The sequence below is a fragment of the Ralstonia sp. Ralssp135 genome (assembly GCF_047304345.1).
GTDB classification, from domain to species: Bacteria; Pseudomonadota; Gammaproteobacteria; order Burkholderiales; family Burkholderiaceae; genus Ralstonia; species Ralstonia chuxiongensis.
Map to the genome: position 1 here is coordinate 25763 of NZ_JBGLYZ010000014.1, position 23927 is coordinate 49689.

Annotated in this window: 19 protein-coding genes; 9 read left to right on the forward strand and 10 right to left on the reverse strand. The window is 65.7% G+C overall.

Annotated elements, in window-relative coordinates; genetic code table 11:
• Positions 1-572 precede the first annotated feature (572 nt).
• On the forward strand, positions 573-2066 hold the full coding sequence (locus ACCD03_RS12005) for an acyl-CoA synthetase (RefSeq protein ID WP_413411701.1): 1494 nt from the start codon (positions 573-575) through the stop codon (positions 2064-2066).
• Positions 2067-2091: 25 nt separating this feature from the next.
• On the opposite strand, the gene ACCD03_RS12010 is transcribed toward ACCD03_RS12005, so the two are convergent.
• From ACCD03_RS12010 to ACCD03_RS12040, 7 genes are all read right to left on the reverse strand, one after another.
• On the reverse strand, positions 2092-3861 hold the full coding sequence (locus ACCD03_RS12010; RefSeq protein ID WP_413411703.1) for a phospholipase D-like domain-containing protein: 1770 nt from the start codon (positions 3859-3861) through the stop codon (positions 2092-2094).
• Positions 3862-4070: 209 nt separating this feature from the next.
• Positions 4071-5222, reverse strand: a complete 1152-nt coding sequence (locus tag ACCD03_RS12015; RefSeq protein ID WP_413411705.1) for an enoyl-CoA hydratase/isomerase family protein — start codon at positions 5220-5222, stop codon at positions 4071-4073.
• Positions 5219-6016, reverse strand: coding sequence for an enoyl-CoA hydratase (locus ACCD03_RS12020; protein ID WP_413411707.1), 798 nt, complete (start codon positions 6014-6016; stop codon positions 5219-5221). Before ACCD03_RS12020 ends, ACCD03_RS12015 begins: the two co-directional genes overlap by 4 nt.
• A complete protein-coding gene (mmsB, locus tag ACCD03_RS12025; RefSeq protein WP_413411709.1) occupies positions 6016-6909 on the reverse strand; it encodes a 3-hydroxyisobutyrate dehydrogenase in 894 nt (297 codons plus the stop codon). The genes ACCD03_RS12020 and mmsB overlap by 1 nt, the downstream gene beginning before the upstream one ends.
• A gap of 19 nt (positions 6910-6928) precedes the next feature.
• A complete protein-coding gene (locus ACCD03_RS12030) occupies positions 6929-8476 on the reverse strand; it encodes a CoA-acylating methylmalonate-semialdehyde dehydrogenase (protein WP_413411710.1) in 1548 nt (515 codons plus the stop codon).
• Positions 8477-8524: 48 nt separating this feature from the next.
• Positions 8525-10219: an AMP-binding protein gene (locus ACCD03_RS12035; RefSeq protein WP_413411712.1), complete on the reverse strand. Its 1695-nt coding sequence runs from the start codon at positions 10217-10219 to the stop codon at positions 8525-8527.
• Positions 10220-10280: 61 nt separating this feature from the next.
• Positions 10281-11414 (reverse strand): acyl-CoA dehydrogenase, encoded by a 1134-nt coding sequence (locus tag ACCD03_RS12040; RefSeq protein WP_045202132.1) that lies wholly within the window; start codon positions 11412-11414, stop codon positions 10281-10283.
• 170 nt (positions 11415-11584) lie between these two features.
• Here ACCD03_RS12040 and ACCD03_RS12045 point away from each other — a divergent pair, with 170 nt between their 5' ends.
• A complete protein-coding gene (locus ACCD03_RS12045) occupies positions 11585-12601 on the forward strand; it encodes an AraC family transcriptional regulator (protein WP_413411715.1) in 1017 nt (338 codons plus the stop codon).
• Here the strand turns inward: ACCD03_RS12045 and ACCD03_RS12050 are convergent.
• The 3 genes from ACCD03_RS12050 to ACCD03_RS12060 are packed head-to-tail and all read right to left on the reverse strand — an operon-like array spanning position 12577 to position 16178.
• A complete protein-coding gene (locus ACCD03_RS12050; protein ID WP_413411717.1) occupies positions 12577-13506 on the reverse strand; it encodes a LysR family transcriptional regulator in 930 nt (309 codons plus the stop codon). The two genes, ACCD03_RS12045 and ACCD03_RS12050, sit on opposite strands and share 25 nt — an antisense overlap.
• Positions 13507-13512: 6 nt before the next feature.
• Positions 13513-15717 carry a molybdopterin cofactor-binding domain-containing protein gene (locus tag ACCD03_RS12055; protein WP_413411719.1) on the reverse strand — a complete coding sequence of 735 codons (2205 nt, stop codon included), beginning with the start codon at positions 15715-15717 and terminating at the stop codon, positions 13513-13515.
• A complete protein-coding gene (locus ACCD03_RS12060; RefSeq protein ID WP_045202138.1) occupies positions 15714-16178 on the reverse strand; it encodes a (2Fe-2S)-binding protein in 465 nt (154 codons plus the stop codon). The genes ACCD03_RS12055 and ACCD03_RS12060 overlap by 4 nt, the downstream gene beginning before the upstream one ends.
• A 134-nt stretch (positions 16179-16312) precedes the next feature.
• Here ACCD03_RS12060 and ACCD03_RS12065 point away from each other — a divergent pair, with 134 nt between their 5' ends.
• From ACCD03_RS12065 to ACCD03_RS12095, 7 genes are all read left to right on the forward strand, one after another.
• The gene (locus ACCD03_RS12065; RefSeq protein ID WP_413411721.1) at positions 16313-17206 is read left to right on the forward strand and encodes a LysR family transcriptional regulator; all 894 of its coding nucleotides are present in this window, start codon (positions 16313-16315) and stop codon (positions 17204-17206) included.
• A 237-nt stretch (positions 17207-17443) separates the two neighbouring features.
• Positions 17444-18355 carry an amidohydrolase family protein gene (locus ACCD03_RS12070; RefSeq protein WP_045202142.1) on the forward strand — a complete coding sequence of 304 codons (912 nt, stop codon included), beginning with the start codon at positions 17444-17446 and terminating at the stop codon, positions 18353-18355.
• 28 nt (positions 18356-18383) lie between these two features.
• Positions 18384-19307 carry an amidohydrolase family protein gene (locus tag ACCD03_RS12075; protein WP_316672965.1) on the forward strand — a complete coding sequence of 308 codons (924 nt, stop codon included), beginning with the start codon at positions 18384-18386 and terminating at the stop codon, positions 19305-19307.
• Positions 19308-19368: 61 nt separating this feature from the next.
• On the forward strand, positions 19369-20760 hold the full coding sequence (locus ACCD03_RS12080) for a UbiD family decarboxylase (protein WP_413411723.1): 1392 nt from the start codon (positions 19369-19371) through the stop codon (positions 20758-20760).
• Positions 20757-21398: a UbiX family flavin prenyltransferase gene (locus tag ACCD03_RS12085; RefSeq protein ID WP_413411725.1), complete on the forward strand. Its 642-nt coding sequence runs from the start codon at positions 20757-20759 to the stop codon at positions 21396-21398. Before ACCD03_RS12080 ends, ACCD03_RS12085 begins: the two co-directional genes overlap by 4 nt.
• On the forward strand, positions 21395-22501 hold the full coding sequence (locus ACCD03_RS12090; RefSeq protein ID WP_413411727.1) for a CobW family GTP-binding protein: 1107 nt from the start codon (positions 21395-21397) through the stop codon (positions 22499-22501). Before ACCD03_RS12085 ends, ACCD03_RS12090 begins: the two co-directional genes overlap by 4 nt.
• Positions 22502-22576: 75 nt before the next feature.
• On the forward strand, positions 22577-23920 hold the full coding sequence (locus ACCD03_RS12095; RefSeq protein ID WP_413411729.1) for a nucleobase:cation symporter-2 family protein: 1344 nt from the start codon (positions 22577-22579) through the stop codon (positions 23918-23920).
• Positions 23921-23927 lie beyond the last annotated feature (7 nt).

Genomic DNA, 23927 nt, shown 5'->3' on the forward strand with positions numbered 1-23927 from the left:
GTGGCAAGGCGACATCCCGCCTGCGGCTGTCCGCCGTTGGGGATGGACCACAAGGAAGCCATTGAAAGGAGGCCTGGAGAGGCTCGACAGACGGCGCCAATTCGCCGCCAGAAGCAGCGCCTGGAGACACCACCTAACGCGTCAGCACTTGCGGATGACGGCCGTTGTGCCGCAGCGCATCCAACTCGGTCAGGCGCATCTACTGAAGCACGCCCGGTGTGGCTGCCCGGCCCCCGGCTTGGCGGAGGTGAGAGGAGCGGTCAGCCCCCTTTCAACGCCAGCCTTCCCCCGTCTTCAATCGACTTCTTCTTATAGGCATGTGTAATTTTGTGGCATAGGCTACACATTCGACCCCACCGCCGCAAGGGATATCTGGAGGGGGATCTCACCGGGAAAACGGGGGGCGTCGCGCCCGCGCGGATTCACCAACAGGCCCCGTTGTCCAATCGCATTCACCAGTGTGCGCAATCGGGGGCGGATTGTTCAACGTGGGGCGTTCCGGCATGCTGCCCAGGTTGAGCTGCCGTCAGACTGCAACATCACAACATAGAGACCCGCCACAGGAGACACGCATGACCGCCAGCCTGATCTTCGACGACCGCCCGACCGATGCGGGCACGCTGCTCGCGCGGGGCGCCGCCCTTGCCGGTGGGCTGCGCCGCATGGGCGTGCAGGAGGGCGACGTGATCGGCGTGCTGCTGCGCAATGCGCCCGCCTACATCGACGTGATGCACGCCTGCCGCATCGCCGGATGCTACTTCTGCCCGATCAACTGGCACTTCACGCCGGCCGAGGTGGAGTTTCTCGTGCGCGATTCTGGCGCCAAGGTATTGATCGGCCATCGCGACCTCGTGGATGCGGTGGAACCGCTGCTGCCGGCCCACGTGCAACTGCTGCGCGTGGATGCCGAAGGCACCGACCGCGCCGACGGCTATGCCAACTGGCTCGCGTTGCAGACGCCGTACGACGGGCCGATGGTGTCTCCGCGCGGGCACATGGCCTATACGTCGGGCACCACCGGCCGGCCTAAGGGCGTGGTGCGCCAGGCCGTGCCGCTCGATCAGCTCGACGCGCATCTGCAGAAGGCGCGTGCCGTGGTGGCCGCCACGTTCGGTATCGTGCCGGGCTGCCGCGCGCTGGTGCCCGCGCCGCTCTATCACAGCGCGCCGAGCCTCTTCGCTCAGCAAGCCGCGCAGATGGCGGAGGTGCTGGTGGTGAACGCGCGTTTTGACGCGCTACGCGTGCTGGAGCAGATCGAGCGCTACCGCATCGACACCGTCTACCTCGTGCCCATCATGTACGTGCGCCTGCTCAAGCTGACAGACGAAGAACGCAGCCGATACGACCTGTCTTCACTGCGCTTCGTGGCCTCCACCGGCGCACCCTGCGCGCCGGAGATCAAGCGCAAGATGATCGACTGGCTCGGCCCCGTCATCTACGAAACGTATGCTTCGAGCGAGACCGGCATGATCACCGTGATGGACCCGCGCGACGCCGCCGCTCGCCCAGGCAGCGCCGGCCGCCCGGTGTGCGACGCGCGCGTGCGCATCCTGCGTGAAGACGGCACGCCCTGCCCCACCGGCGAGATCGGCCTGATCTACAGCCACCAGCCCGCTTACCCCGATTTCACCTACCGCGGCAACGACGAAGCGCGCAGCAAGATCGAGCGCGATGGCCTCGTCACGTTGGGCGACATGGGCTACCTCGATGCAGACGGTTATCTGTATGTGTGCGACCGCGCATCGGACATGGTCATCTCGGGCGGCGTGAACATCTACCCGGCCGAGATCGAACATGCGCTGCTGCGCCACCCCGATGTGGTCGACTGCGCTGTCTTCGGCGTGCCGGACGACGAGTACGGCGAGCGCCTTGTCGCGGTGGTCCAGACCGAACGCAAAGACCTGCAGGCCGAGCCCGTGATCGAGTGGCTGCGTGACCAGATTGCCGGCTTCAAGATCCCGCGCCAGATTGAATTCACCACAGCGCTGCCGCGCGACGACAACGGCAAGATCGCCAAGCGCCGCCTGCGCGATGCCTGGTGGCGCGACCGGCAGCGGCGCGTATAAAGCTGCACGCCGCCGCCGGCATCGGTCACACGACGACGGCCTCCTGGGCCGTACCGGACTTGGCGAACAGCGTGCGCTCCGTGAACTTGATGTTCTGCGGATCGTAGTACGGGTCGGCCCATGCGCTGGTCTGCTTCAGCACCAGCGGCTTGTCGGCCGTCGCCTTGGATTCGCCAGCGCGGAAGCGGTAGTGGTCGAACAAGCGAATGGCCTCGATCGCGTAGGCCGTGACGATGGCGGGGTCGTAGATGGCGATCAGGCTGTCGCCGTTCTGCTCCTCGCCACCCTTCGACAGGTTGGACGAGCCGCAGAACACGACCGGCTCGTCGCCATTGAAATCGCACACGACAAACTTGTGGTGGATGTGCTGGCCAGTGCCGGCATCCACTTCCTGCTTGAACGGCGCAGGCGCTTCGTCTTTCAAATACGCGAACGACACGGTTTGAGAGGGCACGTCGCGGCCGGGGGCGAAAGCATCCACACCGCCCTGTTTGTCGATCACGCCCAGCGAGAGCAACCCAGCCTTGTGCGGCACCACCTGTTCGAGCGTGGTCAGCATCTCGCCGCCGCCATCGGTGGCCATCACCGCAAACAGCACGGAAGACAGCGCGCCCTTCACTCGGTCAGCCGCCTCGGTCAACAACGCATCGGTCTGATGCGGCGAGAAGCCGAAGCGCGCACGCGGCGTGCTGCCTTGCGGCACCGCCTGCCAGTTGGCGGCCAGCGCATCGGCACGGAAGGCAGCCGCCACCTTGCGGCTGCCGCCGGCGTCTTCACCGTAGTGGTTGATCAATCCCCACAACTGTTCGAACACCTGCGCGTAGAGCTGCGCGGCATCTTGTTCGAACACCAGCACGCTGTTGGCCTGCACATACAGCCCGCGCAGCGAGAAGTTGGCCGAACCGGCCAGCACGCGCACCGGCTTGCCGGCGGCATCGCGCAGCAGAATCGCCTTGTGGTGCTGGAAGCGTGCAAGGTGCGTGCGGCGGGCCTCCGCGCCAGCCTGCGTGAAGTATTCAGTGGCCTGCGTCTCAAACGCGTTGTCAGTGCCATGGCCCGTCGGGTTGGCGCCGGTGCTGACGTAGTTGTCCTGAATCACGCGTACCTTGCGGCCGTTCTGCGCAAGCCACGCAATGGCACGGATGATGTCCGGCTCGTCCAGGTCATAGGCCAGCACGTCGATGCCGTATCCATCGGACGCCCGGCACTGGTTCAGCAGATCGATGATGAGACGGCGGCCCGTGGCGCCCAGGTAGGCGTACTTGTTCTGATACGGCTGCGTGTCGTACAGCAGCGGCGATTTTGTCTGCGCGCGTTTCTCTGGCGCCAGCGCCGTGTTGCCGCCGTAGTGATCGATGAATGCCTGCGACGACACATAGCCACGCACCATGCCCACGGTGGCCCAATCGCTCATTGGCTGCTGCAGCGTGACGGTCACGGTGCGCGTGGCGCGCGTCTCCAGTTGCACGGGGTTCGCCAACGCGAAGTAGCGCGCGTGCACGGTGTAGCTGAGCTGCGCAGCCGCATGCGGCGGAAAGTGGACCCAGTGGAACGACTGAAACGGCGCGTCGATGGAATCGGCATACTTGCCGGCCTTCAGCGGCGCATCTGCGTGGATGGGCGTGTCGAACGTCAAGCGGTTGGGCACCCAATATGGCGCCCCGCCCTGCGGGGTGCACTGGATGGCAAAACCGGCCAGATCGGCGCGGTCTGCATCGGCCACATCAAACGCGAACAGCACCGCGCTGTCGCCCTGATACACCTTCACCTGAAATGAATCGACGGATGTCGCCATGGGAGCCTCCTGGGGTGGCAAAGCATCCGTCCAGTAAGCACCGCGATTGTGACAACTATCTGACGCAAGGCACCAAAGCCTAGCTGCCATGCGGGTTGGCAGGCGGAGAATTCAACCCGGCTTCAACCCGATCTGCGTAGGCGTCTGCAAATTGATGCGCCGTCTCCAGCGCGGCGCATGTCGCCCATGCGCCCCTTCACTCGCCACGCTCAATCAAGCCCCGCCAACGGATGCGCCTCCGTCCGCCAAGGCGACGTCAGAAAATGCCGCACCCGCTCCGGCCGCACCTGCGGCAGCGTTGCCGGCGCCCAGCCTGGGCGGTGATCCTTGTCTATGAGATGCGCGCGCACGCCTTCACAGAAATCGCCGTCCTGGATCGCGCGCGCCACGACGCCCAACTCCATCTGAAAGCACTCGGCCAGTGACAGCTGCCGACCGCGCAGCAGCGCTTCGCGCGTCACGTGCAGCATCGTCGGCGAGTGTGAAGTCATTGCATCAAGCGTGGCCTGCAGCCATTGGCGTGGCTCGCGAGCCTGCTCGCGCTCCAGGCTCTCGCGCAGCGTGGCGACAATGCGATCGATCGACGAACGCCGATCGAAATAACGCAGCACCCACGGCGTCGCCTGTGCAAGCGGCGCGTGCGGCACGACGTTGCATGGCGGTTCGAACACGCGGCGCAGTGCCTGCATGAGGTCGCCGTCGTGCGGCATGCGTTGCAGGCGCTCTTCGAAGGAGGCGAGCCATTCGGCGGGCACGCACACATCGGCCAAGTGGCAATGCAGCGCGTCGGCGCCCGTCAGCGTCACGCCCGTCAGCCCGACATACAGCTCAAGCTCGGGCGACATCACGCTCAAAAAGCGCGTGGCGCCCACGTCGGGCAGAAAGCCGATGCGCGTCTCCGGCATCGCCATCTTCGTGCGCTCGGTCACGACACGCAGGCGTGCAGCCTGCCCCAGGCCCATGCCGCCGCCCATGGTGATGCCATCCATCAGCGCAACGATGGGCTTCGGAAACTGATGCAGCGCGTAGTCGAGCCGGTATTCGTCGACGAAGAACTGCAGCCAGCCGTCGTCGCCATCCATGCGGCCTTGCTGCGCAAGCTGATAGAGCGAGCGCACATCGCCGCCCGCGCAGAAGCCTTTCTGGCCTGCACCGCGCAGCACCAGCGCGACGATGCCGTCATCGTGGCGGCATTGCTCCAGCAGCGTCGCCAACTGGCGCACCATGCCGTGCGAGAGTGCATTCAGGGCCGCCGGCCGGTTCAAGGTGATGACGGCCACGCGGTTCACCACGCGCATCAACACCTCGGGTTCGGCAGCGCCAGCCTCGGGCAGCGTCGCCTGACGTTGGACGGCACTCATTGCAGCGTCTCCGATTCATGTGCGGAATGCCAGCGCGGCGCGCGTTTCTCAAGGAAGGCGTTCACGCCTTCGCGCTGGTCCGGGTGGTCAAACAGATCGACAAAGCGCTCGCGCTCCACAGCCAGCGCTGCACCGCGCGGCACGCCGTCGCGCGCCTGGTGGATGAGTTGCTTGCTGAAAGTAACGGCCTGCGGGCTCAACGTCGTCACACGCAGCGCCATGGCGATGGCCGCTTCGCGCGCCGCACCGGTTTCCACGACCTCTTCCACCAAGCCGATACGCAGGGCGGTCTGCGCATCGACGCGCTCGCCGGTCAGGATCATGCGCTTGGCCCAACCCTCACCCACAAGCCAGGGCAGCGTCTGCGTGCCGCAACCGCAGCACAGCAGGCCGACAGCGGTCTCGGGCACCGCCAGCTTGGCGTGGGCCTCGGCGATGCGGATGTCGCATGCCAGCGCGCACTCCAGGCCGCCACCCATCGCAAAGCCGTTGATGGCCGCGATCACCACGGGCCGCGCGTTCTGCAGCGCTTCGAACGCGGCACCGAAACGTGCAGCGGCCTCGCGGGCCACATCACGGTCGCCATCGGCAAAGGTGTTCAGATCAGCGCCCGCGCTGAAGAACTTCGGGCCGTCGCCGGTGATGACGATGGCGCGCACGCGTGCGTCAGCGTTCAATCGTTCGACGGTGGATTGCAGTTGCAGCAGACCTTCCGGCGTGAACGCGTTGGCCGGCGGACGCTTGAGCGTCAGCAGTGCAACGGCGCCCTGATGCAGCGTTTCCAGTTCGATCATCACGCCGCTCCGTCTTTCCGATAGAGCTTGATGACGGCGGAGAAATCCAGCTTGCCATCGCCCTTGCTGCTCACGGTTTGATAAAGCTGCTGTGCGAGCGCTCCAAGGTAGACCGGTTGGCGGACGGATTTGGCGGCGTCGCCGGCCAAGCCCAGGTCCTTGAGCATCAGGTCGGTGCCGAAGCCGCCCGTGTAGCCGCGCGAGGATGGCGCGGTCTCGATCACGCCCGGGAACGGGTTGTATGTATCCGAACTCCAGCAGCGCCCCGTCGACGTGTTGATGATGCCGCCGAGCACCTTCGGGTCGATGCCGAGCGCCTCGCCCAGCGACATGGCTTCGGCCACGCCTGCCATGGTGATGCCGAGCACGAGGTTGTTGCAGATCTTCGCGCCCTGCCCTGCACCGGTGTCGCCGCAATGCACGAGGTTCTTGCCCATGGCGGAAAGCACGGGGCGCACCTGCTCGAACGCCGTAGCGCTGCCGCCCACCATGAAGGTCAACGTGCCGGCCGCTGCACCGCCCGTTCCACCCGAGACTGGTGCATCGACGAAGGGGTTGCCGTGCTCGGCTGCCAGCGCGGCAAGCGCCTTGGCGCTGGCAGGGTCGATGGTGCTGGAATCGATGATCGGCACGCCCTTGGCAATGCCGGCCAGCACACCGTCTTCCGCCGTCAACACATGGCGCACATGCGCCGCGGCAGGCAGCATGGTGATGACGGTTTCGGCACCCGCCGCTGCCTCCTTGGGCGATGCTGCTGCCGTGGCGCCGGCTTCCACCAGCGCACCCACCGCTTGCGTGTTCAGATCAAACACGGTCAGCGCGTGGCCCGCCTTGAGCAGGTTGTGCGCCATCGGGGCGCCCATGTTGCCCAGGCCGATGAATGCGATTTTCATGGCAACGCTCCCGGTGCAATCAGCGCAGGCTGATGGTGGTGTTCACGCCGCCGGCGTCGACCGCGTCATCAAACCAGCGCGCCGTCACCGTCTTCGTTTGCGTGTAGAACTGCACGACCTGCTTGCCGTATGGGCCCAGGTCGCCCAGCTTGGAGCCGCGCGAGCCGGTAAAGCTGAAGTACGGCACGGGCACCGGAATGGGAATGTTGATACCGACCTGCCCGACGTCAATCTCGCTCTGGAACTTGCGTGCCGATGCGCCACTCTGCGTGAACAGCCCCACACCGTTGCCGAACGGGTTGGCGTTGACCAGCGCAATGGCGTCGTCCAGCGTGGGCACAGTCAGCACCAGCAGCACGGGGCCGAAGATTTCATTGGTGTAGATGTCCATGTCGGTCTTCACATCGGTGAAGATCGTCGGGCCGATGAAGTTGCCGTCTTCGTAACCGGCCACGCGCACGTTGCGGCCATCGAGCGCCAGCGTGGCGCCCTGCTGCACGCCCGACTCGATCAGGCCGAGGATGCGCTGCTTGGCCGCGCGCGAGACGACCGGGCCGACGTCGGTTCCAGGCTCTACACCGGCGTTCACCTTGAGCGCCTTGGCTTTCTGCACCAGGTCCGGCAGCCACTGCTGCGCGGCACCCACCAGCACAACCACAGACGTCGCCATGCACCGCTGCCCAGCCGCGCCAAAGCCCGCGCCCACCAGCGCATTGATCGCCTGTTCGCGGTTGGCATCCGGCAGAACCACGGCGTGGTTCTTCGCGCCCATCATCGATTGCACGCGCTTGCCGTGCTCGCTGCCAAGGCGATACACATGCGTACCGACCGCCGTGGAACCCACAAACGAGATCGCCTTCACGTGTTCGTGCGTGCACAGTGCATCCACTACGTCCTTGCCGCCGTGCACGACATTCAGCACGCCGGGCGGCACGCCGGCTTCGAGCGCCAGCTCCACCAGTTGCATGGTTGACAGCGGGTCCTGCTCCGACGGCTTGAGCACGAACGTGTTGCCGCACACGATCGCCATCGGGAACATCCACAGCGGAATCATCGCCGGGAAGTTGAACGGCGTAATGCCGGCACACACGCCAATCGGCTGGCGCAACGTGTAGGTATCGACCGCGCCGGCCACGTTCTCCAGAAACTCGCCTTGCTGCAGCGAGCCCACCGAGCATGCGTGCTCCACCACTTCCAGCCCGCGGAAGATGTCGCCTTCAGCATCGGGCAGCGTCTTGCCCTGCTCGGCCGTGAGCGTGCGCGCGATGCGCGGCGAGTGCTCACGAATCAGCGCCTGGAACTTCAGCATGATGCGCATGCGTGCGCCCACCGGCGTGTTCTTCCACGTGGCGAACGCGGCGTGCGCAGAGCGGATGGCCGCGTCCACTTCGTCCGCCGTGGCAAACGGCACGCGCGCCAGCACTTCCTGTGTGGCGGGGTTGACGATGTCGCGCCATTCCTTCGACTGCGATTCGACAAACTCGCCGCCAATCAGCAACTTGACGGTGGGCGGGGTGTCCTGCTGTGCGGCAGGCTTGGCGGAAGCGAGAGAGGCAACGGTGCTCATGAGAGTCTCCTGGCGAATCGGTAGCTGGTTCAATGCGGGATGGGCGAATCAGGCGAAGTCTTCTTCCCAGTACTCGCCGGGTAAGCGGGCGGGATTGGGCGTACGTTCAAGTTCGAGGCGGCGCAGTTCGACGCGCCGGATCTTTCCGGAAATGGTCTTGGGCAGCTCGCTGAACTGCAGGCGCCGGATGCGCTTGTAGGGCGCAAGCTTTTCGCGCGAGAAGAGGAACACGGCGCGCGCCAGTTCAGGGCCGGCTTCGTAGCCCTGGCGCACCGTCACGAACGCCTTGGGCACCGACAGGCGCAGCGGGTCGGAACTTGGCACCACGGCCGCCTCGGCAATGGCTTCGTGCTCGATCAGCACGCTTTCCAGCTCGAACGGGCTCAGGCGGTAGTCGGACGACTTGAACACGTCATCGGTGCGGCCCACGTAGACGAAGTAGCCGTCGTCGCGGCGCATCGCCACGTCGGAGGTGTGGTAGTAGCCGTTGCGCATCGCCTCGCCCGTGGCTTTGGCGTTGTTGGCGTAGCCCTGCATCAAGCCGAGCGGGCGGTGCGAGAGCGGCAGCACGATTTCGCCTTCGCTGGCCGGCTGATCGTCGTGGTCGACCAGCTCCACGCGGTAGCCCGGCAGCGGGCGCCCGACCGAACCGGGCACGACCGGCTGCCCGGGCGTGTTGCCGATCTGGCAGGTGGTCTCGGTCTGGCCGAAGCCGTCGCGAATGGTCACGCCCCAGGCGCTGCGCACGCGCTCGATGATCTCCGGGTTCAGCGGCTCGCCCGCACCAACGATCTCGCGCAGCTTGACGGCGTACGAGGCCAGCGGCTCCTGCACCAGCATGCGCCACACGGTGGGCGGCGCGCACAGCGTGGTCACGTTAAAGCGCACCAGCACGTCCAGCGTGTCCTTCGGCACAAAGCGCGCGTAGTTGTAGACGAACACGCAGGCCTGCGCATTCCACGGTGCGAAGAAGCAGCTCCACGCATGCTTGGCCCAGCCGGGCGAGCTGATGTTCCAGTGGACATCGCCGGGCTGCAGCCCGATCCAGTACATCGTCGACAGATGACCGACCGGATAGCTCTGGTGCGTGTGTTCCACCAGTTTCGGCTTGGACGTGGTGCCCGAGGTGAAGTACAGCAGCAGCGGGTCGGTTGCGCGCGTCGGACCATCGGGGATGAACTGCGCGGGCGCCTCATAGGCTGCGTCCAAATCGATCCAGCCATCACGCTGCGCGCCCACGGCGATGCGCTTGACGCTCGCATCAACACCGTCGAACTTGTGCAGCTCCGCCGCGTCGACGACCACGCAGTTCGCACCGCCGAGTTCCACACGGTCGCGCACGTCATCCGGCGAGAGTTGTGTAGTAGCCGGCAGCACCACCGCGCCCAGCTTCATCGCCGCGAGCATCACGTCCCACAGTTCGACGCGGTTGGGCAGCATCAGCAGCAGGCGATCGCCACGCACGATGCCCAGCCCGCGCAGGAAATTCGCCATGCGCGACGAGCGCTCCGACATCTGCGCAAACGAAAGCTTCAACCCACCGCTTTGCGGGTCATCGACGATCCACAGCGCCGGGTTGTCGTTGCCGCGCGCCATCACATCGAAGTAATCGAGCGCCCAGTTGAACGTGTCCAGCGTTGGCCACGCGAACTCGCGATACGCGCGGTCGTAGTCGGTGCGATGGCGCAGCAGAAAATCGCGCGCTTCCACAAAACCCTGTGCTGCAGATACCGCTTCGTTCATCGTCGTCTCCTGGTCGGCGCGTTTGCGCTCTTTCGTGTTCGGTCGATGTGCGCGGTGCGTGCTAGACGTGCCGCGCGATCACCATCCGTTGGACTTCGCTGGTGCCTTCGTAGATCTGGGTAATGCGCGCGTCGCGGTAGTGACGTTCGACGGCGTAGTCGGCCAGGTAGCCGTAGCCGCCGTGGATCTGGATGGCGTTGGAGCAGATTTCCTCGGCCAGTTCCGACGCATAGAGCTTGGCCTGCGAGGCTTCCGACAGGCATGGCTTGTCTGCGCTGCGCAGCCGCGCCGCGTGGTGAACGAGCAAGCGCGCCGCATTCAGGCGCGTAGCCATGTCGGCCAGCATGTTGGCGATGGTCTGGTGCTCGCGCAGCGCCTTGCCAAACTGGATGCGCTCATTGGCGTAGTTGCGCGCGGCATCGAATGCGGCGCGGGCAATGCCCACCGCTTGCGCGGCAATCCCGATGCGCCCGCCTTCCAGATTCGACAGCGCGATCTTCAGGCCTTCGCCGCGTTCACCCAAGAGGTTTTCTTCAGGCACCGCGCAGTCTTCGAACGTGATCGGGCAGGTGTCCGACGCGCGAATGCCGAGCTTGTGCTCCGGCCGCCCAACGTGGAAGCCTGGCGTGTCGGTCGGCACGATGAAGGCAGAAATGCCACGCTTGCCGGCTTCGGGGTCGGTCACGGCAAACACGATGGCGATGTCCGCCCGCGCGCCGTTGGTCACGAATTGCTTGTTGCCGTTGAGCACCCACTTGCCGTCGCGCAGCACGGCGCGGGTGCGCAGGTTGTTGGCCTCCGACCCGGCGTGCGGCTCGGTCAGGCAGAACGCGCCAATCGCGCGGCCCGTGGCCAGATCCGGCAGGTAACGCGCCTTCTGCGCCTCGGTGCCGAACTTCAGGATGGGGCCGCAGCCGACCGAGTTGTGCACGCTCATCATCGTCGCGCTGGCAGCGCACCCGGCGGCCACCTCTTCCAGGGCGAGCGCATAGGCCACGTAGTCGGTATACGAACCGCCCCACTCCGCCGGCACGATCATGCCCAGCAGGCCAAGCTCGCCCATCTCGCGCACCACGTCATCCGGCAGTGCAGCATCGCGGTCCCACTGCGCGGCGTTGGGCGCCAGGCGTTCGGTGGCAAAGTCGCGCGCAGCGTCGTGGATCATCCGCTGCTCTTCGGTATAGAAGTCGTCCATCGCTTGGCTCTTGCTTGTTTGCTGACCGGGGCCGCGTGACGCTGCCTGTGCAGGCGCCTTACACTGTGCAGCCCGCGGCGCTTGGGTTCGATGGGGAAAAGTGTAGGCACGCGGCTGGGCGGCTTCGATGCCCGTCACGATCAACTTGCGTGAGCGGATTTGCCATACCGATGAAAAACAACGAAAAAGGAACCGTCTCTGTCAGCCTCGTCAACGAGGCCGTGACGCGTGCGCGCGCACATGGCGTCGACACGCAGCCCATCATGGCGGCTGCGGGCATCACGCCGCAGATGCTGGCCCAGCCGCGCAGCCGCGTGTCGTCCGCGCAGTACGGCACGCTGTGGGCCGGCATTGCGCGGGCCATGGACGATGAGTTCTTTGGGCAGGACGCACACCCGATGCGCTGGGGCAGCTTCGTAGCGATGACGCAGGCGGCGCTCACGGCGCGCACCGGCCGGCAGGCGCTGACGCGGGCCGTCGGTTTCCTGCGGCTGGTGCTTGACGACCTGCATGTGCAAATCGAAGAAAGCCACGACCGCGTGCGCCTCGTCTTCTTGCACCGCAAGGGCACGCGGATGCCGCCCATGTTCACCTACGCCACGTGGCTCATCATGGTCTACGGCCTGGTGTGCTGGCTGGTGGGGCGACGCATTCCGTTCATTGCCGCGCGCTTCCGTTGTGCGGCGCCGCAAGACGCACAGGAATACCGCCTGATGTTTTGCGACGACATGGCGTTCAAGGACGATGCGTCGTTCGTCGATCTTTCACCGGCTTTCCTGGAACTGCCCGTCATCCAGACGGCAGCGTCCATCAAGACCTTTTTGCGCGACGCGCCGGGCAACTTCATCGTCAAGTACCGCAACCCGGATTCATTTGCGGCGCGCGTGCGCAAAATGCTGCGCAACCTGCCGGTCGCAAGTTGGCCCGCGTCTGACGCAATGGCGCTCAAGCTGAACGTGGCCGAAGCGACGATGCGCCGGCGTCTGAAGCTCGAAGGCCACACGTATCAGTCCATCAAAGACGACTTGCGGCGTGACATTGCCATCGGCCAGTTGCAGGACACGCGCCGCACGATCGCCGACATTGCCATCGCTGTCGGCTTTGCAGAACCGAGCGCCTTCCACCGCGCCTTCCGCAAATGGACGGGCATGCGGCCGACGGACTATCGACCGGCCGCCACAGACTGAGGCTGCGCCGCGACGGCGCCTTCGCTCGTGCCGCTCAGTTCCCGCAGCGTATCCAGAAAGGCCTTGAGCACCGGCGAGTGATCGTCCACGCGATAGTGCACGTACAGCGGCACGGCCGGCAGCGCGGGCTCCAGCGGACGGAAGACCACACCCGGCGGCGCCAGATTGGCCGTGGAGCCCGGCAGCAGCGCCACACCAAAGCCCGCGCTCACCAGCGCCAGCAGCGTCTGCACTTCGGTCACTTGCTGGCGCACCAGCGGTGCAAAGCCGGCCTGGATGCACAGATGCAGCAGGTGATCGGCAAAGCGCGAGCGTTTGGATTCAAATGCAACGAACGGCTCACCGGCAAAATCGCCGAGCGCGAGGCTGGTTTGTCCGGCCAGGCGGTGCGTGGCCGGCAACGCCATCACGATCGGCTCGTGCTGCAGCAGCTCGCTGCGCACGGCGGGGTCTTCGTGGCCCAGCCGGAAGATGCATGCGTCGATGCGGCGCTCCTTGAGCGCTGCCACCTGCGCGGCGGGCGTCATTTCTTGCAGCCGCCATTCAACGCCGGGGTAGCGCTCGCGAAACTGGCGCAGCGCTTCGGGCAGCAGCCCCACCATCACCGAACTGATCATGCCGATTTCCAGCTCGCCCACCTGGCCACGGCCCGCCTGTCGCGTGAGGTCCAGCGCGCGGTTGAGCTGCGCGAACACCAGCGGGACTTGCTCCTTGAGCGTCCGGCCGGCACCCGTCAGTTCTACGCGGTGGTGGCTGCGCACAAACAGCGGCGTGCCGATCTCGTCTTCCAGCAGCCGGATCTGCTGGCTTAGCGGCGGCTGCGACATGAACAGGCGCGCCGCCGCACGCCCGAAATGCAGCTCGTCGGCCAGCACCGAGAAATAGCGCAGCAGGCGGATGTCCACGATGCGCTAAGCCTGCAGATCGAGCTTGAACGGCGTCTCGCGCTGGCGCTTGCCGGTCAGCCGGAAGATGGCGTTGGCAATGGCCGGCGCCACCGGCGGGTTGGCCAGCTCGCCCACACCGCCGGGCTTGTCGCGATTGCCCTCGATGATGACGATATCGATGGCCGGCATGTCCGACATGCGCATGACGGGATAGTCATGGAAATTGCTTTGCTGCACCGCCCCGCCCTGGATGTCGATGCGATCGAACAGCGCATGGCCGAGGCCCCACATCAGGCCACCGTAAAGCTGCTCTTCCACGCCGGTGCGCGAGACGGCCAGGCCGACGTCGGCCACGCAGGTGAGCTTTTCGACGACGACGCGGCCGTCCTTACGCGCCACCTGCGCCACCACGGCGATGTAGCTGTCATACGCCTGGTGAGTCGCCACGCCCAGCGCATGCCCGCGAGCAGTCTTCCCCCATCCGGCACGCTGCGCGGCGGTGTGTAGCACGTCCACATGCCGTGGCCGATCGGCCATGTGGGCGACGCGGAATTCAACCGGATCACGCCGCGCCGCCGCTGCCAGTTCGTCCATGAAGCTCTCAGTGGCGAACACGTTGGGGATGAAGCTGACGGCCCGGTACCAGCCCGTCGGGATGCCCGTTTCGTGGCGCACCCAGCCGATGTCCATGTGGTTGGCGCGGTATGGAAAATCCCACTTCGAGATGGCCTCGGTGGTGCTGTAATCCATGCGGTCGGGGCGGTCGAAGTAGCCCGGCTCCCATTGTTCGGGCGAGGCAGGCGACACGGCGCGAATACGCAGCGCATCGAGCCGGCCCTGCGCATCGAGCGCGCCTTCGAGCTGGTGATAAGTGGCGGGGTGTCCGTACAGCGCGCGCATCTCGTCTTCGCGGCTGTTCATCAGCTTGATCGGTACGCCGGTCCTCTTGGCAAGGTAGCTCGCCTCGAACAGCCAGTATTTGCTCTCGCGCGCACCAAAGCTGCCGCCCGACACCATTTCGTGCAGCGCCACCTTTTCGCGCGGCACGCTGCAGATCGTCTCGGCCGCTTCCATGGCGGTGGACGGCACCTGGATGCCGCCCCAGTATTGGATGGCACCGTCCTTGAACCACGCGGTGATGTTGACGGGCTCCAGCGGGTTCTGCTGCTTGTAGGGCATGCGGTAGGCCGCCTTGATGCGTTTTGCCCCGTGAGCCATCGCCACGTCCGTATTGCCGCTCTGCACGGTGTGCACCACGCGCGCCTTGCCGCTGGCAAGCCATGCGGCCTGGTGCTGAGCGACGTGGCCGCTGTCGAAATCGGCGAAGGCGCTGTCGTCCCATTCCACCTTGAGGGCGGCGCGCCCTTTGTTGGCGGCCCAGTAGTCATCCGCCAGCACGGCCACGCCTTCCTGGTTGCCGCCCAGCACATCGGGCCGCATTGGGATAGTGATGACCTGGCGCACGCCGCGCACCTTCAATGCCCCGGCGCTGTCGATGCGGCGCACCCGTGCACCCGGCATGGGCGCACGCTGCACCACCGCCACCAGCATGCCCGGCAACGACACATCGATGCCGTATTGGAACCGGCCTGTGGCCTTGGCCAGCGCGTCGCGTTTGTGCCGCAGCTTACCGATGTACTTGAAGTCCGCCGGATTCTTCAGCGTCACGTTGGCAGGTGCAGGCAGACGGCCGGCCGCATCGGCCAATTCGCCGTAGGTGGCATGGCGGCCGTCATTGCAGATGACGGTGCCGCCGGCCGTGCTGCAGTTGGCGGCGGCCACGCCCCAGCGTTGCGCCGCCGCGCTGATGAGCATCGCGCGCGCCGTGGCGCCGGCTTGCCGCAGGCGCGCATATTCGAGCGACACGCTGGTGCTGCCGCCGGTGGAATACACCTTCCAGATCGGGTGGATGTAATCGTGGAAGAACGGGTCTTCCGGCGTGATGACGGCAATGCGCATCGGGTCGACATCCAGCTCTTCGGCCACGCACGCCGCCAGCGCGGTTTGCGTGCCGGTGCCGGAATCGTGCTTGTGGACGACGATCTTGACGGTGTTGTCGGCCAGCACCCGCACCCAGGCGTTCGGTTCGAATTCCCCCGCGGCACCATCCTTGCCGGCGGCCAGTGCATCGGGCAAGCGAAAGCCGACTGCCAGCCCCGCCGTCAGCAGCGCGCTTTGCTGCAGGAAGCGGCGGCGCGAAGGTGCATGCAAATCACGCGGCGCGTTCATGCCTTGCCTCGCTCGTCGGCAGCGCGCTTGATGGCTTGGCGGATGCGCCCGTAGGTGCCGCAGCGGCAGATGTTGCCGGCCATGGCATTCGTGATGGCTTCGTCGTTAACGGGCGTGCCTGCCGCCAGCAACGCGGCTGCAGACATGATCTGCCCGGACTGACAGTAGCCGCACTGCGGTACGTCCTCCGCCACCCACGCACGTTGCAGCGGGTGCGTGCCGTCTTTCGACAGCCCTTCGATGGTGGTAACGCTGTGCCCGGCCGCTGCCGATGCCGGCGTGATGCACGCGCGGATCGGCGCACCATCCAGATGGACCGTGCAGGCCCCGCAGAAGCCGCCACCGCAGCCGAACTTGGTGCCCGTCAGTTTGAGCCGATCGCGCAGCACCCAGAGCAGGGGCATGTCGGCATCGGCGGCGTCAAGCGCGTGGGGCGCGCCATTGACCATAATCTCCGTCATCATTGTCTCCTCCAGAATCGGGCCGTCTCATGCGGCCGCGCCTGGCAGCAATATGAAGCCGCGCCCCGGCACCCGGCCAGCGACGATTTCTGCCAGCCCGTGTAAGTCGAACTAACAGCTCACCCACCGCCGCCATGTACAAGCGTTATCCGTCGATCCAGTCGATGCATGCCTTCCTGCAGGCCGCGCGCACCGGCAGCTTTACCAAGGCCGCGCAGCAACTGGACCTGACGCACAGCGCGATCAGCCAGCAGATCCGTTCGCTGGAAGAGTTCATCGGCCAGCCGCTGTTCCTGCGTGAGGCGGGCGGCATCGTGCTGACCGATGCGGGCCAGCTCTTCGCGAGCATGCTCACCGACGGCTTCGGGCAGGTGGACCGGGCGCTGTCTTCCGTGCGCAACCGGCACGTGCCGCAAACGCTCATCGTCGATGTAGATAGCGAACTGGCGCAGGGCTGGCTCAATGCGCGGCTGCCGCAGCTGCTGGCGGCGCTGCCCGGCTACCAGGTGATGTTCCTGTCCACCACGCGCGGCGAGCGGCCCTCGTTCGAGCGCGTGGATGTCTCGCTGCGCTACGGCTATGGCGAATGGGATGACTGCGAGATGGCGCTGATCTGTGGCGACCACGTCACCGCGGTGGCAGCGCCCGCGCTGCTGGAGCGGCATGGCGTGCAGGCGCCGCTGGCGCCGTCGGCCGCGATGGCACTGCCGCTGCTGGGCTACACGCGGCGCTCGTGGATTCCGTGGCTTGACGCCGCCGGCCTGGAGCCGCTGGAACCCGCCGTGGTGGCGGCATTCGACAACGCCGCAAACATGGTCGCTGCGGCTGAGGCCGGCATTGGCGTGGCGCTCGTGCGGGGGCTGCTCGCGGCCGATGCGCTGCAGCATCGGCACCTCGTCCCGCTGACGGACGTCGCCATCCCCGCGCACTACAACCTGTATGCCGTCTGTCAACGCGGGCAGGGGCAGCGTGCGCAGGCCGTGGTGAGCGCAGTGCAACAACTCGCCCGCGACACGCTGGGCGGCTGAGGCCGCTTCTCCCTCCGGCGGCTTGCCGATATCGGCAACGTATCAAGACCGCCGCCAAATAGTATTGGCCGGCCCCCGGCCCCGACTCCGATACTGCGCCCCAAGCAGCACGCATCCGGCATCACGCGATCCGGCGAGGGGAAGGCACATGCCTAGCAAAGCGCCACGCTGCCGCACGTGCCTGCCCTCACCGGGAAGCCATCACACGCTTCCTCCCAGTCATCAGGAGATCCAACGATGATCATCGACATCAGCTGCTACCCCACCGACCTGGTGGACCTCGCGTGGTGGCACGACGGCGACCCCTTTACCGGCGAGCGCCTGCTCGAAATGATGGACGGCCCTTACATGATCAACGGCAAGCCGCGCCGTATCGACAAGGCCTTCATCCAGCCGCCGCAGGGCAACACCATCTACACCTGGACGGACGGCGAGCTTTCGGGCCGCGAATCCATCGACGCCTACATGGCGTACACGCTCAAGATGGTGCAGACGTACCCCGACCGCTTCATCGGGTGCTTCGTCTACAACCCGCGCTGTGGCGTGCAGAACGGCGTGGAGGCCATCGAGCGCTACGTCAAGGAGCACGGCTTCAAGATGGTCCAGATGCAGGCCAACATGCACGCGTACCGCCCTGACCGTGCGCTCGACTGGGTGATGCCCGCGTTCGAGAAATGCGCCGAGCTGGGCGTGCCCGTCAAGCTGCATACGGGCGACGGCCCGTACAGCATTCCGTCGGAATGGATTCCGATGATCAAGCGGTTCCCGAACGTCGATTTCATCATGGCGCACTTCGGTGTGCAGACCGGCGGCGTCTACGTGTTCGAGCCGATGCAGTGGGCGATGGAGCTGCCCAACGTGTATTGCGAATCGGGCTGGTGCCTGCAGTCGCGCATCGTCGAATTTGCCAAGGTGCTGCCCAAGCACAAGATCCTGTTCGGCACCGACACGCCGCCCAACGAGCCCGGCATGTGGCTGCGCCTGCTGGAAGTGTTGTGCATGGACCCGCCGCAGGGCCTGAACCTCGATGAAGACACGCTCGAGGATTACCTGGGCAACAACATCGCCCGCATGATCGGCCTGGAGCCGACCCGTCCGCCCAAGACCGTGGCCGAAGCCGAAGCGCAGCTCGCGCTGGCAGCCGCCTGAGCCACCGCAGAACGCACGGAGCGCACACATGATTATCGATACGCATCTGCACCCGACCAACCTCGTTGACGAGGCCTGGCGCCACACCGGCACGCCGTTCAACGGCGAGCGCATGATCCAGCTGATGGATGGCCCCTACATGATCAACGGCAAGCCGCGCCGCATCGACATGGGTTTCATCCAGCCGCCGCCGGGCAACACCGGCTACCGCGACGGCAACCGCCGCGGTCGTGAAGGCATTCGCGACTACATGGCGTACATCGCTGAACTGACCCAGAAGTACCCCGACCGCTTCATCGGCAACTTCACGTACAACCCGCGCTGGGGCCCGGAGAACGGCGCGGCGGAGCTGGAATTCCACATCAAGGAATACGGCTTCAAGATGGTCAAGCTGCACGCCAACATGCACGGCTACCGGCCCGACCGCGCACTCGACTGGCTGCGCCCGGCCATGAAGGTCTGCGCCAAGTACAACATCGTGGTGCTGATTCACACAGGCGACGGCCCGTACACGATCCCGACGATGTTCTATCCGATCATCCGCGAGTTCCCGATGGTGAACTTCATCATTGGCCACTTCGGCATCCAGACGGGCGGCAACTACTCGTTCGAAGCGTTCTGGATGGCGATGGACACGCCCAACGTGTACTGCGAATCGGGCTGGTGCTTCCAGTCGCGCATCGTCGAGTTTGCCAAGCAGTTGCCGCGCGACAAGATCGTCTTCGGCACCGATTCGCCGCCCAACGAGCCCGGCATGTGGCTGCGCGAGCTGGAGGTGCTGTGCTCAGCGCCGCCGCAAGGATTGGGCATCGATGAAGACCACCTTGAAGACTATCTGGGCAACAACATCGCGCGGCTGGTCGGCATCGAGCCCACCAAGCCGCCGAAGGACCAGGCCGAGGCGGAGCTGCGCCTGAAGTCGACCTACGTCCAGACAGCAGAAGCGGCCTGAGCGCCGATCCCGCAGGCGTCCGGCCTCTGTGGTCGGGCGCCCGCCCTTAGCGAGGTGTGCCATGAGCATGACCCGGCTTGGCGAAGGCCAGGATTTCCACGTCTTCGCCAATCTCTATCGCGAGCTGTATCCGGAAGATGTGCTGACCCTGCACAACGGCATCTCTGCCGATCAGGACGTCACTGCCGTCATTGACCAGCTTGCTGCGCGCAACCAGAGCCCGATGCTGGTCTGCGAGCAGGTCAGCGGCCTGCAGGTGCCGCTCGTCACCAACGTCTTTGCCTCGCGCACACGGCTGGCACGGCTGTTCGACGTGCTGCCCCATCAATTGCACGACGCGTTCCAGGCGCGCGCCAATGCGCCCATCGCGCCGCGCGTCGTCTCGCACGGGCCCATCACCGAGGAAGTGATCGAGGGCGACGCAGTGGACGTTGCGCTGCTGCCGATGATCAAGCACTTCGAGAGCGACCGCGCGCCCTACATCACCAACGCCATCATCGTGGCCGAAGACCCGGTGACGGGCGTGGCGAATATGAGCTATCACCGCTCGATGCGCCACGCACGCAACGCCCTGGCGACGAGCCTGCACTCGCGCGGCCACCTGTGGCGCATGCTGCAGCTCGCACGCGAGCGCGGCGACGTGCTGCGCGTAGCGATGGTCGTGGGCGCGCATCCGCTGTTCATGCTGGCCGCCGCCGCCCGCCTGCCATTTGGTGCCGATGAACGCGCTGTGGCTGGCGGCCTGCTTGGCGCACCGCCCGATATCGTCCGCACGCCGCGCTACGGCATTGGCGTGCCCGCGGCGGCGGAGTTCGTGCTCGAAGGCACCATCGACCCTGCCGCCTATGCCGAGGAAGGCCCGTTCGGCGAGTTCACCGGCTATTCGTCGGACCGCTCCACCAACAACGTGCTGCGCATCGATGCGCTGATGCGCCGGCGCGATGCCTGGCTGGTCGACGTGGTGGGCGGCCCGTATGCGGAGCACCTCACGCTTGCCCGCCTGCCGCGCGAGGCCGAGATGAGCGAAAAGCTCAAGGCGCGTTTCCCTTCAGTGACGGCGCTGCACTACCCGAACTCCGGCACGCACTTTCATTGCTACGTGGCGCTCAACCCAACGCGCGACGGCGAGGCCCGCCAAGTCATGCTCGCGCTGCTCGGATGGGACCCATACCTCAAGACCGTGATTGCCGTGGATTCGGATATCGATCTGCAGCAGGACGAGCAGGTGCTGTGGGCCATGGCCACGCACTTCCAGCCGCATCAGGACGTCTTCATGGTCGATGGCCTGCCCGGCAGCCCGCTCGACCCATCGTCTTCGGTGCACGGCACGACCTCGCGCATGGGCATTGACGCCACACGCGGTGCGGGCTTTGAAGGCATCCGCGCACGCATCGATCCGCAGGCCATTGCCCGCGCGGGCGACATCCTGCGCCAGGCCGGAGTGCGGCCATGAGTGCACGCCACCTTCGCGCTCCCAGCCGTCCGCGCATGGTGGTCGGCATCAGCGGTGCGTCGGGCTTCATCTATGGCGTGCGGCTGCTCGAACTGCTGCGCGCGCTCGATGTGGAAACGCACCTCGTCGTCACGCGCTCCGCCGTCTTGACGATGACGCACGAGACGCCATTCAAGCTGGCAGACGTGACGGACCGCGCCACGCACACGCACCGCGCTGACGACATGGCTGCCGGCATTGCCAGCGGATCATTCCGCGCGCTGGGCATGATCGTGGCGCCGTGCTCGATGAAGACGCTCGCGGAGATTGCCACCGGCGTCTCATCGACGCTGCTCACCCGCGCGGCAGACGTCACGCTCAAGGAGCGCCGGCCGCTCGTACTGATGGCGCGCGAGACGCCATACACGCTGGCACACCTGCGCAACATGCAGGCCGTCACGGAGATGGGCGCCATCGTCGCGCCGCCCGTGCCGGCCTTCTATGCGCGCCCCAATACGTTGGACGACATGATCGACCACACCCTCGGCCGCGTGCTCGATCTCTTCGGGCTCGATGCCGGCACCGCCCTGCGCTGGGGCGAACACGCCTTACCTGCCTTAGTCCGTACCCCACCCACGCTCGACAAGGAGACAACATGAAACCCCAAGCCACGGCCCACGCCACGCTTCCCGGCCCGAACACCAAGATTCCGGTCACGATCCTCACCGGCTTTCTTGGCGCCGGCAAAACCACGCTGCTTAACTTCATCCTGCGCGAAAACCACGGTCGCAAGATCGCCGTCATCGAAAACGAGTTCGGAGAGGTCGGCATCGACGGCGGCCTGGTCATGGCCTCGGAAAACGAAGAGATCTACGAGATGGTCAACGGCTGCGTGTGCTGCACGGCCGAGGTGCGCGAAGACCTCGTGCGCATCGTGCGCCAGCTTGTCGCGCGCCCCGAACGGCTCGACCACATCCTGGTGGAAACCAGCGGCCTGGCCGATCCGTATCCGGTGGCGCAGTCGTTCTTCATCGACGACCCGATTGCCGAACACGTGGAGCTTGACGCCATCGTCACCATGGTCGATGCCAAGCACATCGGCGCGCATCTGGACGACCTGCACCTGGACGGCGTCGACAACCAGGCCGTCGACCAGATCGTCTGCGCAGACCGCATCGTCATCAACAAGGTGGATCTCGTGAACAGAGACGACATCGACGCGCTGCGCGGGCGCATCCGCGGGTTGAACGCCACGGCCGACATCGTCACCTCCAGCTATGCCGAAATCGATCTCGACAAGATCATCGGCGTGGGCGCGTTCGAGGCCACGCAGAAACTGCTGGAGATCGGGGCGCACGCTGGGCATGGCGAGCATGACGATGACGAACACAACCATGAACATGAGCATGCCCACGCCGAGGCTCACGAACATGAATACGAACACCAGCACGACCACCAACACGATCCGAGCGTCTCGTCCGTGGGCTTTGACGTACCGGCCGACGTGGACCTCGTCCGCTTTCATACCTGGATCGACAACTTGCGCACCGAGCAGGCGGAAACGCTGTTCCGCATGAAGGGCATCCTGGCCGTGAAGGGCCAGGCGCAGCGCTACGTGCTGCAGGGCGTGCACAGCCTCATCGACTTTCGCGCAACGCAGCCCTGGGGCAGCGAAGCGCGCAGCAGCAAGATCGTCTTCATCGGCCGCGACCTCGATCGTGCGGCCCTGCAGGACGGTTTCAACGCGTGTCTGGCGGCGTGAGCATGCCATGACATCCCCCTGACCCGAGGGCGGCTCCTGGCACGCCCCGGGCATGACAACGATAGGAGACAAACCATGACAACAGCCGTACACCCGGTCGACCAGATTCTGTCGACCCGACAGATGTTGACGTTGGGCTTGCAGCATATGGCGGTGTCGTACATCGGCGCCATTGCGGTGCCGATGATCATTGCATCAGCACTGAAGATGTCGCAGGCGGACACCATTGTCCTCATCAGCACCACGTTGTTCTGCTCGGGCATTGCCACGCTGTTACAGACCATCGGATTCTGGAAGTTCGGGGTGCGGTTGCCGATCCTGCAGGGGGTGGCATTCAGCAGCGTGGGGCCGGTGATTGCCATCGGCACCAACCCTGCCGTAGGTTTCGCGGGCGTGTGCGGCGCGGTCATTGCGGCCGGGCTGTTTACGCTGCTCGCCGCACCGCTGGTGGGGCGGCTGCGGCGATTTTTTCCACCGGTGGTCACGGGCTGCATCGTGACCGTCATCGGCCTGCAGCTCTTTCCCGTCGCGTATGACTGGGTGGGCGGAGGACGCAACGCCGCCAACTTCGGTGCGCCGTCGTTTCTGCTGGTGGCCGTGGTCGTGGTTGCCACCATCCTGCTCATCAACCGCTTCGGCAGCCCGCTGCTGCGTAACCTTGCTGTGCTGGTGGGCATGATCGTCGGCACGTTGCTCGGCTGCGCCATGGGCATGGGCAACTTCCACGGGGTGGCTGAAGCGCCGTGGGTCACGCTGCCGGTGCCGTTCCACTTTGGGGTGCCCGTATTTGCGGTGGTGCCCGCACTCACCATGATCGTGGTGATGATCGTGCAGATGGTGGAATCGATGGGCCTGTTCCTGGCCATTGGCGACATCGTCGAAAAGCCGATCGAAGAAGAGGAAGCCATCAACGGCCTGCGCGCCAACGGCCTGGCCAGCGCCATTGCGGGTATGTTCGCGGCCTTCCCGTTCATAGCGTTCATGGAGAACGTCGGCCTCGTGGTGCTGACCGGTGTGCGCAGCCGCTGGGTGGTGGCTGTGAGCGGCGTGCTGATGTGTCTCGTAGCACTCGTGCCGAAGGCCGGCGCAGTAATTGCGGCCACGCCATCGGCCGCATTGGGCGGCGCCGGCATTGCCATGTTCGGCGTGGTGGCCGCTGCGGGCATCCAGACCCTGGCACGCGTCGACTATGAACACAACCGCTACAACGTGCTCATCGTGGGTTTCACGATTGCCGCCGCGCTGGTGCCGGTGCTCGCACCCTCGCTGTTCAAGGCCCTGCCCGACTGGACGCAACCGTTCCTGCACAGCGGCGTGGTCATCGCCTGCCTGGTCTCCGTAGCGTTGAACCTGCTGCTCAACGGCACCGAAGAAGCGCACGTTCCAGCGTCTGTGGTGCGCACAGCGGGCCGCGCCTGATCATCCA

Bases quoted from the DNA above. Each gene is read 5' to 3' on its own strand.
- ACCD03_RS12005 (WP_413411701.1), top strand. From the start codon at position 573: ATGACCGCCAGCCTGATCTTCGACGACCGCCCGACCGATGCGGGCACG.
- ACCD03_RS12010 (WP_413411703.1), bottom strand. From the start codon at position 3,861: ATGGCGACATCCGTCGATTCATTTCAGGTGAAGGTGTATCAGGGCGAC.
- ACCD03_RS12015 (WP_413411705.1), bottom strand. From the start codon at position 5,222: ATGAGTGCCGTCCAACGTCAGGCGACGCTGCCCGAGGCTGGCGCTGCC.
- ACCD03_RS12020 (WP_413411707.1), bottom strand. From the start codon at position 6,016: ATGATCGAACTGGAAACGCTGCATCAGGGCGCCGTTGCACTGCTGACG.
- mmsB (WP_413411709.1), bottom strand. From the start codon at position 6,909: ATGAAAATCGCATTCATCGGCCTGGGCAACATGGGCGCCCCGATGGCG.
- ACCD03_RS12030 (WP_413411710.1), bottom strand. From the start codon at position 8,476: ATGAGCACCGTTGCCTCTCTCGCTTCCGCCAAGCCTGCCGCACAGCAG.
- ACCD03_RS12035 (WP_413411712.1), bottom strand. From the start codon at position 10,219: ATGAACGAAGCGGTATCTGCAGCACAGGGTTTTGTGGAAGCGCGCGAT.
- ACCD03_RS12040 (WP_045202132.1), bottom strand. From the start codon at position 11,414: ATGGACGACTTCTATACCGAAGAGCAGCGGATGATCCACGACGCTGCG.
- ACCD03_RS12045 (WP_413411715.1), top strand. From the start codon at position 11,585: ATGAAAAACAACGAAAAAGGAACCGTCTCTGTCAGCCTCGTCAACGAG.
- ACCD03_RS12055 (WP_413411719.1), bottom strand. From the start codon at position 15,717: ATGAACGCGCCGCGTGATTTGCATGCACCTTCGCGCCGCCGCTTCCTG.
- ACCD03_RS12060 (WP_045202138.1), bottom strand. From the start codon at position 16,178: ATGACGGAGATTATGGTCAATGGCGCGCCCCACGCGCTTGACGCCGCC.
- ACCD03_RS12065 (WP_413411721.1), top strand. From the start codon at position 16,313: ATGTACAAGCGTTATCCGTCGATCCAGTCGATGCATGCCTTCCTGCAG.
- ACCD03_RS12070 (WP_045202142.1), top strand. From the start codon at position 17,444: ATGATCATCGACATCAGCTGCTACCCCACCGACCTGGTGGACCTCGCG.
- ACCD03_RS12075 (WP_316672965.1), top strand. From the start codon at position 18,384: ATGATTATCGATACGCATCTGCACCCGACCAACCTCGTTGACGAGGCC.
- ACCD03_RS12080 (WP_413411723.1), top strand. From the start codon at position 19,369: ATGAGCATGACCCGGCTTGGCGAAGGCCAGGATTTCCACGTCTTCGCC.
- ACCD03_RS12085 (WP_413411725.1), top strand. From the start codon at position 20,757: ATGAGTGCACGCCACCTTCGCGCTCCCAGCCGTCCGCGCATGGTGGTC.
- ACCD03_RS12090 (WP_413411727.1), top strand. From the start codon at position 21,395: ATGAAACCCCAAGCCACGGCCCACGCCACGCTTCCCGGCCCGAACACC.
- ACCD03_RS12095 (WP_413411729.1), top strand. From the start codon at position 22,577: ATGACAACAGCCGTACACCCGGTCGACCAGATTCTGTCGACCCGACAG.